We start from the raw sequence: 15757 nt of genomic DNA, 5'->3' as shown, positions 1-15757 counted from the left end.
GGGTGCCGGCTCCTGCGGCGCAAGCACGGCGCTCACCGGGGCAGCCAGGCGCGCAGCACGGCCAGCAGGTGCTCGGTGTTGACCGGCTTGGAGAGGTAGTCCCAGGCGCCGGCCTCTATGCATTTCTCGCGGTCTCCCTTCATGGCTTTCGCCGTAACCGCGATCATGGGCAGGCTCTTGCCGGCCGGCAGCTTGCGGATTTCCTGCATGGTGACCAGCCCGTCCATCACCGGCATCATGATGTCCATCAGCACCACGCTGAGCTGCGGGTCTGCCGCCACTTTGGCGATGGCGTCGTGGCCGTTGTCGGCCCAGACGATGTCCATGCCCTCTTCTTCCAGCACAGTGGCCAGGGCAAAAATGTTGCGCATGTCATCGTCGACGATGAGCACCCGCTTGCCCGTGAGCGACTTGCTGGTGTCGTGCAGGCTGCGCAGCAGGTCGCGCTGCCTGTCGGTCATGCGCGCCTCGCTCACATGCAGGGCATGCATCGCCAGGTCAATCACGCGCGGAACCGATCTGGCTTCGCGCAGCAGGTAGCCGTCACGGGCCTGCCAGGCGGGCTGGTGCTTGGCGTCGATGGGGCCTTCGCGCCAGACGACTACCGGCAAGGGGCCCAGCACCGACGCGGAAGGCAAGGCTGCGCGTGCACTTTCCAGCTTGTCCAGCAGGGCGTCATCGTCGGTGACGGCGCATTCAAAGCGGGCAAAGTCCTCGGGCTTGAGGTCCGCCAATGACGGCGTGGTCACGCACTGCACGTTGCCGTGCGCCAGCAGGCCGGTGATCTCGGCGCCCAGCTTTGAGTCCTGCAGTGCAACGAGGACATGCCGGGCCGGGCGCGAGACATAGCTGTGCAGCTGGTCCAGCATGCGGTCCAGAACTTCCTTGGACGGAATCGGTTTTTCGATAAAGGCCATGGCGCCCGAGCGGTAGGCGCGCTCCTTGGAGTCGTCGGTCGAAATGACGCACACCGGGATGTGCCGGACGCTGAAGTCCTGCTTGATGCGGTCCAGCACGCGCCAGCCTTCCATATCGGGCAGGTGCATGTCCAGCGTGATGGCCGAGGGTTTGAACTCCGCCGCCAGCGTCAGCGCGCCGGCGCCAAGGGCAGTCACCAGGCCCTTGAAGCCCTTGGCCCGGGCGGCGTCCAGCAGAAAGGTGGCAAACGCCATGTCGTTTTCGACGATCAGCAGCACAAAGTCGCCGGGCTGTATGGACTGCCTGTCGTCCACCGCCTCGTTGGCAGACGAATCCGCCTCCAGAGCCAGCGAAGAGTCCTCAAAAGCGACTTCCGGTTTGGCCAGGCTCAGCCGGCTCACCGGCGTGACCAGGTCTGTGCGCAGTTCCGCACTGGCGCCCGGCTTGCGTGAGCCGCGCGAGGACGAATAGGTGAGCGGCAGGTAGAGCACAAAGCTGCTGCCCTCGCCCGGCGCGCTGGACAAGCGGATCTCACCGCCCAGCAGGCGTGAGAGCTCGCGGCTGATGGCCAGGCCCAGACCGGTGCCGCCGTATTTGCGGCTGGTACTGCCGTCGGCCTGCTGGAAGGCTTCAAAAATAATCTGCTGCTTGTCGGCCGATATGCCGATGCCGGTGTCGGTCACAGAGAACGCCAGCACCTGCTGGGCGCGGTTGAGTTCCTCGTTGTCCGGGCTCCAGCCGGTGTAGGCCTCTTCGATCGACAAGGCCACATGGCCCTGATGCGTGAATTTGAAGGCGTTGGACAGCAGGTTTTTGAGAATCTGCTGCAAACGCTTGACGTCCGTGACCATGGAAACCGGCAACTGCAAGCCGGCGGTGATCAGGAAATCCACGCTCTTGGCTTCGGCCACATGGCGGAAGGTGCGCTCGACATAGAGTTGCAGGTCGGACAGCCGCAGCTCGTTGACGTCCACCACCACCGTGCCCGACTCGATCTTGGACAGGTCCAGGATGTCGTTGATCAGCATCAGCAAATCGTTGCCCGAGGAGTGGATGGTTTTAGAGAACTCGACCTGCTTGTTGGTCAGGTTGCCTTCCGAGTTCTTGCACAGCTGGTCGGACAGGATGAGCAGGCTGTTGAGCGGCGTGCGCAGCTCATGCGACATATTGGCCAGGAACTCCGACTTGTACTTGGACGTGAGCGAGAGCTGCTTGGCCTTTTCTTCCAGCGCCTGGCGGGCCTGCTCGACCTCCTGGTTCTTGCGCTCCACCTCGTCGTTTTGCTGCACCAGCAGGTGAGCTTTTTCCTGCAGCTCCTCATTGGTCTGCTGAAGCTCTTCCTGCCGGCTTTGCAGCTCTTGCGCCAGGGACTGCGACTGGGTCAGCAAGTCCTCGGTGCGCATATTGGCTTCGATCGTGTTGATCACGATGCCGATACTTTCCGTCAGCTGGTCCAGGAAGGCCTGGTGCGTCGGGTTAAAGCGCTCAACCGAAGCCAATTCGACCACGCCCCTGACCTGCCCTTCAAAGATGATGGGCAGCACCAGGATGTCCATGGGTGCGATTTCGGTCAGGCCCGACGAGATCTTGAGCCCGTGCGGCATGGAGGAAGTCAGCAATATCTTTTGCTTGTCGTAAGCGCACTGCCCCACCAGACCTTGCCCCAGGTCGATCTCTTTGCCGTAAGCGCCCTGCCCGTCAGACGCATAGCTGGCCATGAGGCGCAGGCGCGGCCTGTCGTGGGTGTAGCTCAGCACATAAAACTCGGCCTGCTGGGCGCCCACCACCGGGGCAAGTTCCGACAGGATCAGGTGGCCCACGGCCACCAGGTCTTTTTGCCCCTGCAACATGCGGCTGAATTTGGCCAGGTTGGTTTTGAGCCAATCCTGCTCGGTATTGACCTGCGTGGTGTCCTTCAGGTTGCGGATCATTTCATTGATCGTGTCTTTCAGCGCCGCGACTTCGCCCAGCGCTTCCACCGTGATGGAGCGGGTCAAGTCACCCTGCGTCACGGCGGTCGCCACCTCGGCGATCGCTCGCACCTGTGTGGTCAGGTTGGCTGCCAGCTGGTTGACGTTTTCGGTCAGGCCCTTCCAGGTGCCTGCCGCGCCCGGCACCTTGGCCTGGCCGCCCAGCTTGCCTTCCACCCCCACCTCACGCGCCACGGTGGTCACCTGGTCGGCAAAGGTGGCCAGCGTGTCCGTCATGCTGTTGATGGTGTCGGCCAGCGCGGCGATTTCGCCCTTGGCTTCCACGGTCAGTTTCTGGTCCAGGTCGCCGTTGGCCACGGCCGTCACCACCTTGGCGATACCGCGCACCTGGCCAGTCAGGTTACCGGCCATGAAGTTCACGTTGTCGGTCAAATCCTTCCAGGTGCCGGCTACGCCTTGCACGTCGGCCTGGCCGCCCAGCTTGCCCTCGGTGCCCACTTCACGGGCCACACGGGTCACTTCAGAGGCGAAAGACCGCAGCTGGTCCACCATGGTGTTGATGGTGTTCTTGAGCTCCAGGATTTCGCCCTTCACGTCCACCGTGATCTTCTTGGAGAGGTCACCGGCCGCCACGGCCTTGGTCACGTCGGCGATGTTTCGCACCTGACTAGTCAGATTACCGGCCATGAAGTTCACGTTGTCGGTCAAGTCCTTCCAGGTACCGGCCACGCCCTGCACATCGGCCTGGCCGCCCAGCTTGCCCTCGGTACCCACTTCACGCGCCACCCGGGTCACTTCGGAAGCGAATGAACGCAGCTGGTCCACCATGGTGTTGATGGTGTTCTTCAGTTCCAGGATTTCGCCCTTCACGTCCACCGTAATCTTCTTGGAAAGGTCACCAGCCGCCACAGCGGTTGTCACCTCGGCAATGTTTCGCACCTGTGCCGTCAGATTGGATCCCATGGAGTTGACCGAGTCGGTCAAGTCCTTCCAGGTGCCTGCCACGCCCTGCACATCGGCCTGGCCGCCCAGCTTGCCTTCGGTGCCCACTTCGCGGGCCACCCGGGTCACTTCAGAAGCGAAAGACCGCAGCTGGTCCACCATGGTGTTGATGGTGTTCTTCAACTCCAGGATTTCGCCCTTCACATCCACCGTGATCTTCTTGGAAAGGTCACCGGCGGCCACAGCAGTCGTCACCTCGGCAATATTGCGCACCTGTGCCGTGAGGTTGGAGCCCATGGAGTTGACCGAATCGGTCAAGTCCTTCCAGGTACCGGCAACGCCCTGCACATCGGCCTGGCCGCCCAGCTTGCCCTCGGTACCCACCTCGCGGGCCACCCGGGTCACTTCAGACGCAAACGACCGCAGCTGATCCACCATGGTGTTGATGGTGGCCTTGAGCTCCAGGATTTCGCCTTTCACGTCCACCGTGATCTTTTTAGACAAGTCGCCGGCCGCCACGGCCTTGGTCACCTCGGCGATATTGCGCACCTGGCCGGTCAGATTGGAGCCCATGGAGTTGACCGAATCAGTCAAATCTTTCCAGGTGCCGGCAACGCCCTGCACATCGGCCTGGCCGCCCAGCTTGCCCTCGGTGCCCACTTCCCGCGCCACACGCGTCACTTCAGAGGCAAAAGAGGAAAGCTGGTCCACCATGGTGTTGATGGTGTTCTTGAGTTCGAGAATTTCGCCCTTCACGTCCACCGTGATCTTTTTGGAAAGGTCACCGGCGGCCACCGCCGTCGTCACCTCGGCAATGTTGCGCACCTGGCCGGTCAGGTTGGAGCCCATGGAGTTGACCGAGTCGGTCAAGTCCTTCCAGGTACCGGCCACGCCCTGCACATCGGCCTGGCCGCCCAGCTTGCCCTCGGTACCCACCTCACGTGCGACCCGCGTCACTTCAGAGGCAAAAGATGAAAGCTGGTCCACCATGGTGTTGATGGTGTTCTTGAGTTCAAGAATTTCACCCTTCACGTCCACCGTGATCTTCTTGGAAAGGTCACCGGCGGCCACAGCCTTGGTCACGTCGGCGATGTTTCGCACCTGACTGGTCAAATTACCAGCCATGAAGTTCACGTTGTCGGTCAAGTCCTTCCAGGTGCCGGCAACGCCCTGCACGTCGGCCTGGCCGCCCAGCTTGCCTTCAGTACCCACTTCCCGCGCCACACGAGTCACTTCAGATGCGAAGGACCGCAGCTGGTCCACCATGGTGTTGATGGTGTTCTTGAGCTCCAGGATTTCGCCCTTCACGTCCACCGTGATCTTCTTGGACAAGTCACCGGCGGCCACGGCGGTTGTCACCTCGGCAATATTGCGCACCTGCGCGGTCAGGTTGGAGCCCATGGAGTTGACCGAGTCGGTCAAGTCCTTCCAGGTGCCTGCCACGCCCTGCACATCGGCCTGGCCGCCCAGCTTGCCTTCGGTACCCACTTCTCGTGCCACGCGCGTCACTTCGGCAGAGAAAGTGCCGAGCTGCTCCACCATCTTGTTAATGATCATGGCGGTGCGTAAAAACTCGCCCTCAAGCGCCTTGCCTTCGGCTTCCAGTGCCATGCTCTTGGAAAGGTCGCCCTGCGCCACCGCACCGATCACACGCGCCACCTCGCTGGTGGGGTGCACCAGGTCGGCGATCAGGGAGTTGATGGATTCGGCTGAGTCCCGCCAGAAACCCGTGGCGTCGGGAACCAGTGCGCGCTCTTTCAGGCGGCCCTGTTTGCCGACCACGCGGCTCAGGCGTTCCAGCTCGCGCGACATACGCACGTTTTCAGAAACCACATCATTAAAGGCGTCGGCAAGCTTGCCGGCCACGCCCGTCCAGTCTTGCGGCAGGGACGCTCGCACGTCGCCTTTCTTGAGGTCGGTCAAGGCAGCCAGAACGGTTTTGGCGTGGTCCGCGGCTTCGTCGGCTTCATCCAGCACGGCGTTGACGGCAACGGCGTTCTCAAGCCAGAAGCCCGAGAGTTTTTCTTCGGGCAGGCGGCGGCTCGTGCGGGCTGAAGAGCGGGATTTGCTGGCCAGGCTTTTGCAGCGGCTGGTCGTCGCCGATGTCATGGCCGAGAGCTGGTTGAACTCCGCGGCGATCTTTCCATAGACGCCTTCCCACTCTGCCGGAAGCGTGATGCCTGCATCCCCCCGTCGCAATGCGCTGAGCGATTTGAGAATGAATTTGAGTTCGGCGTCGCGTTCCACGACCGCCAACTTGGCAATAGCCTCCATGTCATTCTTCCTGTTTCAAAAAAGTAACGGTTTGTAGAACAGGCGCCGAGATTACTCGCGAATATTCGGGATGACAATCAGACGGGAGAGCATTTTTCCCTCTGGCGGCGCATTCTGAGGCGCACTTGAGACAAGTCACAAAGTGTCGGTTTTGGCCTACGCAGATTTCGATTGCCAAGTTGTATATTTTTCAGTTACGCCTTGAAAAATAGTGCAGCAAATGTGTCCGGCCAAGCCAGTAAAGCCGGTCAAGCTGCCGCCAGGGCATGAATTACGCGAAGCATTCCAGCAGCACAGATAAATAGATGGCGCAGGCATCATGAACAGTGAGACAAACCGCATGGCAGATCAGGATTTCGAGACAAGAACACGTTTTGCAGAAGCGGCGCGTTATGCGCTGATGCGGCGGCTGGCGCCTGTCATCCGCCACAACATGGCCGGCTCGCTGCAGCCCATCGCCATGGTGGCCGGCATGCTAGAGAGGCGATTGCAAAAGCCTGACTCCGACCCCGAAGCCTTGCTGAAGAATGCGCGCGACATCGTGGCGCTGTCCAAAGAGGCCGCGGCATCCTGTGTTGATCTCATGAGCTGGTTTGCCCCCAAGGACGACCCGCTGGTTGCCGTGGGCACAGGCATCACCCAATGCCTGGCCATGGTGGCCACTGAGCTGTCCTTCAAAGGCTTTTCCATTGAAAACAGGGCCGAGCAGGCTGATGGGCAGTTGCCCCTGTCGGCATTGCGCAATGCATTCACGGCGGCCGTGCTGGCCCTCACCGATGCTGCGGCTGCACCCAGAAATATTCTGGTGGAAGCTGAGCCTTCCGGGGACGGTCTTTCCATCCGGATTACCCTGAAAAACACGCTGGCGGCCGCAAGCATGCCGGCCGGCAAGCCCTACCGGAAAATTGGATGGGGCGATGTCGAGGCGCTGGCCGGCGAATCTGCCCGCCTGAGCCATACCGAAGATGAGGCTGTCCTCCACTTTCAGTCTGCCGTGGAGGCTGCTGAGAGCAGCCGCAAGGATTTGATGACAGCCGGGCAGGCCTGAACGGGCCATGGCGGCCACCGCCTTACGCCCTGTTTCAACGATTGCTGTAGGACGGTGGAGCGTATCGCCAAAGTGCTGCTTTTGTGCTGGCAAACTGGGGCCATGCACACCCTCCGGAATTTTGTTTTACGGCTAGTCTGTCTGGCTGCGGGCATCGCCCTCGCCGGCAGCCTTCATGCACAGCACGTAGCCGAGCCCACTACAGAGCCTGGCGCAGCGGCCTTGCTTGAAAAGCATTCGGCGCTGGCAAAACAGCTGGCGGAAAACGCTTACCGCAGGCCCCTGGTTCTGGAGTCGTCGGAGGGCGGCAATACCGTCAGCGGCAATGCATATGCCGTGCTCGATTCGCCATTCAGCACCGTCAGCGCCACCTTCAAGAGCCCGCACCGCTGGTGCGAGATGCTGATACTGCACATCAACACCAAATACTGCCACGCGGGTTCGGACGGCAGCCCCAGCATGCTCAAGGTGAGTGTGGGCAAGAAGACGCCTCAGGAATTGGGCGATGCCTATTCGCTGCAGTTTGCCTACCGGCTGGCTGCCGCGTCGCCAGGCTATCTGTCTGCCCAGCTGCAGGCCGACAAAGGCCCGCTGGGCACCAGCAATTACCGGATCGAACTGCAAGCCGTGCCCTTGCCCGGCGGCAAAACCTTTATGCATATGCGCTACTCGTACGGCTACAACGTGGCCAGCCGTCTGGCCATGCAGGGCTACCTGGCCACTGTGGGAACGGGAAAGGTCGGCTTCACCCAGATACGGCAAGGGCCGGGCACTGTGTATGTGGAAGGCATGCGCGGCGCCGTCGAGCGCAACACCATGCGCTACTACCTTGCGATTGAGGCCTACCTGGCCTCGCTCGACAAACCCGCGGCCCAGCAGCTTGAGCTGCGCCTGTCGCACTGGTTTGATGCGACGGAGCAATACCCCCGCCAGCTCCGCGAGGTCGACAAGGAAAGCTACCTGGTCATGAAAAGAGCGGAATACCAGCGCCAGCAAACCCTGCTCTAAGCCAGGGCCAGTCCAGGGCCCGCTGGTGAATTCGCTCAGTGCTGTATGGCTTGCGGCGGCACGTTGGTTGCCGGCTCCCGAATGGGCAGCGTCGGCTCTGCCGGCGGAGGGTCTGTCACCTCAGGCGGGGTGCCGGGCTCCGGCGGAACAATCAGCGGAGGAACCTCATTGGGCACATAACTGGGAGCGCCGGGACTGGGTTGCGGCACAGGGACATGCAAATGAAGGGGCATAGAAAAACTCCATGAGGGAAAGTGCGCGCTGCAAGGTTCGCAGCCAAGGGCGGCCGCGTTTGCTCAGCGGCTGTCAGTAGGTATCAAAAGGACCGAATCGCCCAGCCCAATGCCGTCGTACCGCCCACATGGCCAGCGCCCCGGCGGCGGCAGCCAGCAAAGCCGCCTCGCAGGGCCTGGCCGCCACCTGCGACCGCACGGCCTGCATGACGGACCTGCCGGTGTTTCGGGTCATTGCAGCCGCACCGGGTGGCAAGGCGTCCGGCAAAGCGCTTTGCACCAGCACAGCTTCTTCCGCTGATTGAAAAACATCGTCCGTCAGTGCCCGTGACCCGCCGTTGGGCAGTGCAGAGGCCGGTATCGGCGGGGGCAGCTGGGTTGATAGAACCGTAGACATGGGCAGGCTCAGGCGGTTTGTACTTAGGCAGTTTGCAATTAGGCGGTTTGCAACTGGTTGTCGTCATTGGCCACCGTACCCAGCTTCTGGCTTTGTGTGACGCAATACGCCAGCAGGCAATCGATTTCGGTGGATTTGTCGAAGACGGCGTCTACGCCCAGTTCGGCGCAGCGTGTCCGCATTTCGCGCGTTGCGTAGTTGCTGAACACCACGACTTTTTGAAGCGGGCTGCGCCGGCGGCATGCCTCCAGCACGTGAAGGCCGCTGCCTTGCTTGAGGAACAGGTCAACAATGGCGAGGTCCCAGTGCTCATCGTGGCGGGTGAGCCACTCGGCGCCTTCCTGTTCGGCTTCAGACGAGCCGACGGCCTTGACGGGCGCCAGCTCTTCCAGGGTGCTGATCAGGTTCTCGCGGATGGTGGGGTTGTCTTCCACCAGGTAGGTTCTCATTTTCATGGGCCGGTTCCTGCTTGCCAGGCCGGGCCGCTCATGGCGCCCATGCCGGTGGTGTGAATGTCTTTCATGGGTATCAATTTAAGTCACCCCGAAGGCCCGTTTTGCCGGAAGTCCCAGCAAGCCTGTGTAGGAGAAAAGGCTACGGCGGAATTCGGCAGCAGCACTTTTTGCGCAGGCGCACTCGTTGCCCCATCTCCTGATAAGTCCCGGTAAGCGATGTCTTACGCGAGGAAAAGAAAGGCCTTACACAGGAGGCCGTCATCCGGCTACTGGTGTGCCCGCGCGTGACGCGTAAGGTCTGCCTACGGAGCCAGTGACGCTGGCAAATCGCTCGTAAATGGGCTGGTAAACACCGCAAAACTTCGGGGACACATCATGAAACTGCTGGTCGGACTGATGACGGGATTGGCTGCCGGGTGGTTCACAACCTGGCGAATTCGCGCCAACCCCAAAGATATCGACCTGCTGCATGCCTTCCTCACCGTGCTGGTGTGCGCGGCCGGCCTCTTTTTATTCTCGATGGCCCTGCCGGACACCCTGGCAGAGATCGTTCAGGAATTTATGGCCTGGTGCCTGGCCGGAACGGTCGGGGCGCTGGCGCTGCTGGCCGGCGTGAAAGTGCTGGAAGGCCTGCTCGATTCGTGATCGCGGTGCCGCGCCGCAACATTTCCTTTTCTCCGACCCACCCGGTGGCTGGCACCTGACACCGGGCTCCCCTGCTCTCTTTTTAATTCAATCAAGGACTCCTCATGCCGCCATCCAAGCGCAATGCGCCAAACTCAAGCCGAAGTACGGACAGCGCCAGGGACAAAAAAGCACAACTTGAAACCTTTACCGCAGCCGCAGCGCCTGTGCTGACGACCAACCAGGGCTTGCAGCTGCCGGACAACCACAATTCACTCAAGGCCGGCGTGCGCGGCCCCACCCTGCTGGAGGACTTCATCCTCCGCGAAAAAATCACCCACTTCGACCATGAACGCATCCCCGAGCGGGCGGTGCATGCGCGCGGCTCCGGCGCGCACGGCTATTTCAAACCCTACAAGTCCATGGTGCAGTACACCAGCGCCGCTTTTTTGCAGGACCCCGATGTGGAAACGCCGGTGTTTGTCCGCTTTTCCACCGTGGCGGGCTCCAAGGGTTCGGCCGACACGGTGCGCGATGTTCGCGGGTTTGCCGTCAAGTTCTATACCTCCGAGGGCAACTACGACCTGGTAGGCAACAACATTCCGGTCTTCTTCATCCAGGACGCGATCAAGTTTCCCGACCTGATCCACGCGGTGAAGCCGGAACCTCATCACGAGATGCCGCAGGCGGCTAGCGCGCACGACACCTTCTGGGACTTTGCCTCGCTGATGCCGGAGTCCACCCACATGCTGATGTGGGCCATGTCGGACCGGGCCATCCCGCGCAGCCTGCGCATGATGGAAGGCTTCGGTGTTCACGCTTTTCGTTTTATCAATGCGCGGGGCGAGTCGTCTTTCGTCAAGTTCCACTGGAAGCCCAAGCTCGGTGTGCACGGCCTGATGTGGGACGAGGCACAGAAGATTGCCGGCAAGGATGCCGACTTTCACCGCCGCGACCTGTGGGAGGCGATTGAGCGCGGAGACTTCCCTGAGTGGGAGCTGGGCGTGCAGATTGTGGATGAAGGCAAGGAAGCCGAACTCGGCTTTGACATCCTGGACCCGACCAAACTGATCCCGGAAGAACAGGTGCCGGTGCAGCTGATTGGCAAGATGGTGCTGAACCGGAACCCGGACAATTTTTTTGCCGAGACCGAACAGGTGGCATTTCACCCGGGGCATCTGGTGCCGGGCATCGATTTCTCGAACGACCCCTTGTTGCAGGGGCGTCTTTTCTCTTACACCGACACACAGCTCTCACGCCTGGGTGGCGCGAATTTCCATGAGATTCCGATCAACCGTGCGGTGTGCCCCATGCACAACTTCCAGCGCGACGGCTTGCACCGGCAGACGATTGCCAAGGGCCGGGTTGCTTATGAACCCAACACCTTGGGCAACGGTACTGAATTCAGGGTGGATGGCGGCGCGCAAGGCTTTCAGTCTTACCCGGAAGAGCTGGAGCCGCCCAAAGTCCGGCGCCGCAGCCCGTCCTTTGACGATCATTTTTCGCAGGCCACGCTGTTCTGGAACAGCCAGAGCGCCATCGAAAAAGACCATATCGTGGCGGCTTTTCGCTTCGAGCTTTCCAACGTCGAAACGCCCGACGTGCGCCAGCGCATTGTGGACAACCTGGCCCATGTAGACCTGAAGCTGGCCGCTCGTGTGGCGGCGCCGCTGGGCATCAAGCCGCCCGACCCGAAGGCCGCGGCGGGCCGCCTGGGTTTTCGCGACTACCGGATTACCAGCAAAGTGGAAGAAGACCCGGCCCTGCGCATGGTGGGCCGGCCCGGCGGCAGTGTGAAAACCCGCAAGGTGGCCATCCTGGTGGCCGACGGTGTGGAGGCCGGCGCGCTCAAGCGCCTGCAGCAAGACCTGCAGGACGCCGGCGCCCAATGCAAGCTGATCGCGCCGCACCTGGGCACCATCAGCACATCGTCGGGGCGGCAACTGGCGGTAGACCACACCTTCACCAACATGCCTTCCGTGATGTTTGATGCCGTGCTGATTCCTGGCGGGAGCGACAGCGCCGCAGCTCTGGGGGCGATGGGTGAAGCAGTGCACTTTGTGCTGGAGGCCTACAAGCACTGCAAGACGATTTGCGCCGTCAATGACGGCGTGCAACTGCTGGGCACGCTGGGCTTCAGCATGGGCAAAGACCCGGAGACGCCGCATGTGCCGACGCCTGGCGTGATCATTGCCGATGCGCGCAAAGTCACCGATGGGCAGGTGTCGCAGGATTTCATGGCCGCCATGGCCCTGCACCGCCACTGGGACAGGCTCAACGTCGACGCCATCCCCGCCTGACCGTTAGCAGGGACCGCCTCAGGGCCGCAGCGTGAGCTGGTGCGCCCAGGCGGGCGGGTTCATCTGCAGGGGCCGGTACCGCACGGCGGCCCAGTCGTCCCGCATGTCGCGATAACGGCTGGAAAATACCAGCCCACTTTGCCCCGTCTGGTAAATAAAGCGGGAATTCTCCAGGTCGGCCATGTCATAGACTGCCCGCAATGACGCCGCCTGCCGGTTGGCGAAAGGTGTGGCGTCGCTGGTGGCCCAGTACTGACCGACGTTGACGGTAAAGGTGTCGCCGCCGGTCGGGACGCGAACGTCAAAAAACCGCGCCAGCAAAGGCACATTGCCAAAGGGCTTGTGGGCCGAGAGCGCGGGGTGGGCCCTGCCCCATGTCCAGCTGCTCACGTCGGCGCCATAGGCCGCTTGCAGGCGGTTCAGCGCGCGGCCCAGTGCTGCGGTGGATTGCGCCGCGCAACCTGCAGCGCCGCACCAGTTGGCGTCGTTGCGCTCCAGGACATCTTCCAGCGTGCTCCTGAAATGACGCTTGCCGTAGAGCGTGGCCAGTGCCGGCTCGCCGAGCTTGGCGCCAATGATGCCGCGCGTGAGTTCATCGGCCCAGGCGGCAAATATCAGCGGCGCGGCCTGGTCGGCGCGCATGGTGCCGTCAAAACCTGCCGTGGCCTGCCGTGCCGCATCGGCGAGCGCGTGGCCTCCCGGCTGCGAGAGCGTTTTCTGCAAAAACGGCAGCAGTTTGGCGGTGGCTGCCGACAGCTGATCGGCCTGAATCTTCTGCATCGATGCCATGTCGTGCTGCGGCGTGGCGGCGAGCAACTGCTCAATCCGGTTGTAGCGGTAAGGCACGGTCCAGTCCTGGCCCATGAAGATGGGAAAGTTGGGCGGCGTGATGCGCTGGTTGGCGGTCGAGAGCCAGCCTTTGGCCTCGATTTCGCCCTGCCCGGTTTGCGGCGTCTGCGCGTAGGGCACCCAGCCTGCCCAGTCGTAGCGGGCGTCCCAACCGGGCGATGGCGCGATGCCGCGGATGTCGTTGTCGGGTTTGCGCAGCGGCACTTTGCCCGCGGCCTTGAAGGCCATGCGGCCGGCGACGTCTGCCGTCACCAGGTTTTGCATGGGCGAGTGGTAGGCGGCAAAGGCGGCGATCATTTCGTCAGCCGATTGGGCCCGGTTGGCGCGCAGCCCTGCCAGCACGGTCTGGTTGTCTGCGTCGAGGGCGGCCCAGCGCAGCGCAATGACGTATTTGCTGGTGTCCAGCAGGTCGGCATGCGACTTCTGCACGTCGCTGAGCACCGGGCCGTGGCGGCTTTCGCGAACGGTCAGCACCACATCGGGCTGGCCCTTGACCTTGATGGTTTCTTCGCGGGTCTGAAAGTCTGCCCAGGCCTCTGCCGTTGGGGTGCTGCCCGGAACGCGAGGAAGCCGGTATTGCCTGGGATTGGCCGGGTTGACCTGCTCCAGGTACAGGTCCTGCACATCCGGAGCCGTGTTGGTGAAGCTCCATGCCACTTTTTGCGTGCGCCCCAGCACCACAAAAGGCAGGCCCGGCAAGGTGGCGCCTACGACGTCCAGGCCCTCGGCCTGCAGGCGCGCGAAGTACCAGATCGCCGGTGCGGACAGGCCCAGATGCGGGTCGTTGGCGAGCAGCGGTTTGCCGGTGCGGCTGTGGCTGCCGGCTACCACCCAGTTGTTGGAGCCCTTGCCGTCAGCCTGGCCGAGCGTGGCGGCCCAGTCGTTGACGCCGGCGACCAGGGGCGTTTCTGCCGATGAAGCTTCGGGGATATGAATTCGATCGTATGCCGATACTTTTTGGGTAGCGGCCGGAGTGCCGGCACGGTAGACACCCAGGTCGGCATAGAGCTTTGAAAAGTCCACGTCCGAGGCGGGCTGCTCGCCCGGGTAAGGCGGAAACAGTTGCCAGAGCTCCGCCGTCTTCAGTGTGCGGGCGGCATAAAGCCGTGCGAATTCCGTGCCCCAGTTGCCGCCCAGGTCCAGCGCCATCATCAGCGACCAGGCCAGGCTGTCGGTGGGTGACCAGGCCTTGCCGGAAGGACCACCCGGCTTGACGCCCAGGATATGGAATTCGGGTGAGAGCGCCTGCGATGAGTTGGCGTAAAACGCGTTGATGCCGTCGCTGTAAGCCTGCATGGCGTCGCGCCCTTCGGCCGGCAGGTTTTGCCACTGCCGCTCGGCGGCGCGCACCACACCCAGGGTGCGCAGCAGCTTGTCGGTCTCCAGCGTGGCGGGGCCGAAAGCCTCGGACAGCTCGCCGTGCATGACGCGCCGGTTGAACTCCAGCTGCCAGCCGCGCTCTTGCGCATGCACATAACCGAGCGCGAACCAGGCGTCATGCGGCGATTGGGCTTTGATATGGGTGACGTCGGCCTTGTCGCGCTCAAGCGCTACGGGGCCTTGCAGACCCGCGGCCTGCAGCTCACCGTCGAGGACGGGAAACGCCCGGTAGGCGTAGACAGCCAATGCCGCCGCGGCCAATAGCACCAGCACCAGCAGGCCTGTGAACAACCGTTTGAACCAGATCAAGATCACGCTCCGTATAGATGGCCGCTTGCGTGCGGCCTGTGGCGTGGCGCTGCCCGGCAGGCTGGCTGCGGGGAGCCGGGCAAGATGCGCCGGTGCTATTTTTCCTTCAAATGCACTTTGCCGTCAGCGAACTTGAAACTGACGGTAGGCACCGTGAAATCTTCAAAGGGCGCGCCGAGCGCGATTTCGCCTTCGAGCAGCAGGACGCATTCCTGCCGGCGCAGCGCGACGACGGCCGCGCTGTCGGAAAACCGCACCCAGGTGCCATAGCTGCTGACGTCTTCCAGGTAGAACTTGCCGGCGCGCCACTCGATCCTGGCGTGCCTGCGCGAGACGCGCGGGTCTTGCACGACAAACTCCGCGTCGTGGTCGCGGCCCAGAAAGATCGGCAGCTCGTTCGATACAAACGCCGTGTTGATGTCCAGCCAGGACAACTCAATGGCCGCCGCCGGGCTGCCGGGCTTGGCCGGGGCAACCGGCAGGCTGGCCGGCACGGTGAACGACTCTGATGCAACTTCAGATTGCCACTCGATCCGGTGCACCATGCAGGACTCGACGCGGCCCCGGATCTCCATCGCGCCCAGGTTTCTGGAGCGCACCAGCGTATCGGACGGAAGTTGTTTGATAGCGTTTTCGGTCGCCAGGATCTGGTCGGGGCCGGACAAATCGCTCAGGCGTGACGCTAGATTGACGGCATCTCCGAAGCAGTCGCCGTCCTGCTCGACGATTTCACCGCGCGCGACGCCCAGTTGCAACTTCATCTTGAGTTGTTCGGGCCAGTTGCGGATACGGTCGCGGTGCACGCGCTGCAGCTCGATCACGGCGTCGACGGCATCGGTGTTGTCGGGAAACACGACCAGCACGCCATCGCCAAGGTATTTGACGACATGGCCGCGATAGGCTTCACAGACCTTGCCTATCCACTGGGTGAGCCGGGTGATCGCCTGGGTCGCCTTGGCGTTGCCCAGTGACTCAAATACCCCGGTACTTCCTGTGAGATCGGCAAAAACGACGGTAACTTCTGCCATACGGTGTGGTGTAACTGCTTGTAGTTATTGTTAGTGATTAAAGCATAGCGATGTGACGGGA

The 15757-nt window shown here is 62.2% G+C and carries 9 protein-coding genes; 5 read left to right on the top strand and 4 right to left on the bottom strand.

Annotated features, from left to right (window positions below):
- Positions 1 to 32: 32 nt before the first annotated feature.
- The gene (locus tag BM408_RS04785; RefSeq protein WP_092127498.1) at positions 33 to 6065 is read right to left on the bottom strand and encodes a HAMP domain-containing protein; all 6033 of its coding nucleotides are present in this window, start codon (positions 6063 to 6065) and stop codon (positions 33 to 35) included.
- A gap of 319 nt (positions 6066 to 6384) precedes the next feature.
- Here BM408_RS04785 and BM408_RS04780 point away from each other — a divergent pair, with 319 nt between their 5' ends.
- The 3 genes from BM408_RS04780 (at position 6385) to BM408_RS22890 (ending at position 8659) form a co-directional block, all read left to right on the top strand.
- Positions 6385 to 7113, top strand: a complete 729-nt coding sequence (locus BM408_RS04780; RefSeq protein ID WP_092127496.1) for a hypothetical protein — start codon at positions 6385 to 6387, stop codon at positions 7111 to 7113.
- A gap of 222 nt (positions 7114 to 7335) precedes the next feature.
- The gene (locus BM408_RS04775) at positions 7336 to 8121 is read left to right on the top strand and encodes a hypothetical protein (protein ID WP_254774709.1); all 786 of its coding nucleotides are present in this window, start codon (positions 7336 to 7338) and stop codon (positions 8119 to 8121) included.
- A 361-nt stretch (positions 8122 to 8482) separates the two neighbouring features.
- Entirely contained in the window at positions 8483 to 8659 is a 177-nt protein-coding gene (locus BM408_RS22890) for a hypothetical protein (protein ID WP_175541690.1), read from the top strand.
- A 130-nt stretch (positions 8660 to 8789) separates the two neighbouring features.
- On the opposite strand, the gene BM408_RS04770 is transcribed toward BM408_RS22890, so the two are convergent.
- A complete protein-coding gene (locus BM408_RS04770) occupies positions 8790 to 9206 on the bottom strand; it encodes a response regulator (RefSeq protein WP_092127492.1) in 417 nt (138 codons plus the stop codon).
- Between the two features lie 375 nt (positions 9207 to 9581).
- On the opposite strand from BM408_RS04770, the gene BM408_RS04765 reads away from it, so the two are divergent.
- Entirely contained in the window at positions 9582 to 9851 is a 270-nt protein-coding gene (locus BM408_RS04765; protein WP_092127490.1) for a hypothetical protein, read from the top strand.
- A gap of 104 nt (positions 9852 to 9955) precedes the next feature.
- Positions 9956 to 12130, top strand: a complete 2175-nt coding sequence (gene katE / locus BM408_RS04760) for a catalase HPII (protein ID WP_092127488.1) — start codon at positions 9956 to 9958, stop codon at positions 12128 to 12130.
- A gap of 18 nt (positions 12131 to 12148) precedes the next feature.
- On the opposite strand, the gene BM408_RS04755 is transcribed toward katE, so the two are convergent.
- Both BM408_RS04755 and BM408_RS04750 read right to left on the bottom strand, forming a co-directional pair.
- Entirely contained in the window at positions 12149 to 14668 is a 2520-nt protein-coding gene (locus BM408_RS04755; protein WP_092127486.1) for a penicillin acylase family protein, read from the bottom strand.
- 95 nt (positions 14669 to 14763) lie between these two features.
- Complete coding sequence (locus BM408_RS04750; RefSeq protein ID WP_092127484.1) at positions 14764 to 15696, bottom strand: adenylate/guanylate cyclase domain-containing protein; 933 nt, start codon at positions 15694 to 15696, stop codon at positions 14764 to 14766.
- Positions 15697 to 15757 lie beyond the last annotated feature (61 nt).

This window comes from Polaromonas sp. YR568, assembly GCF_900116715.1.
Lineage (GTDB): Bacteria > Pseudomonadota > Gammaproteobacteria > Burkholderiales > Burkholderiaceae_C > Polaromonas.
Note: the sequence above shows the minus strand (reverse complement) of the source record. Positions and strands in the feature narration are given on the sequence as shown.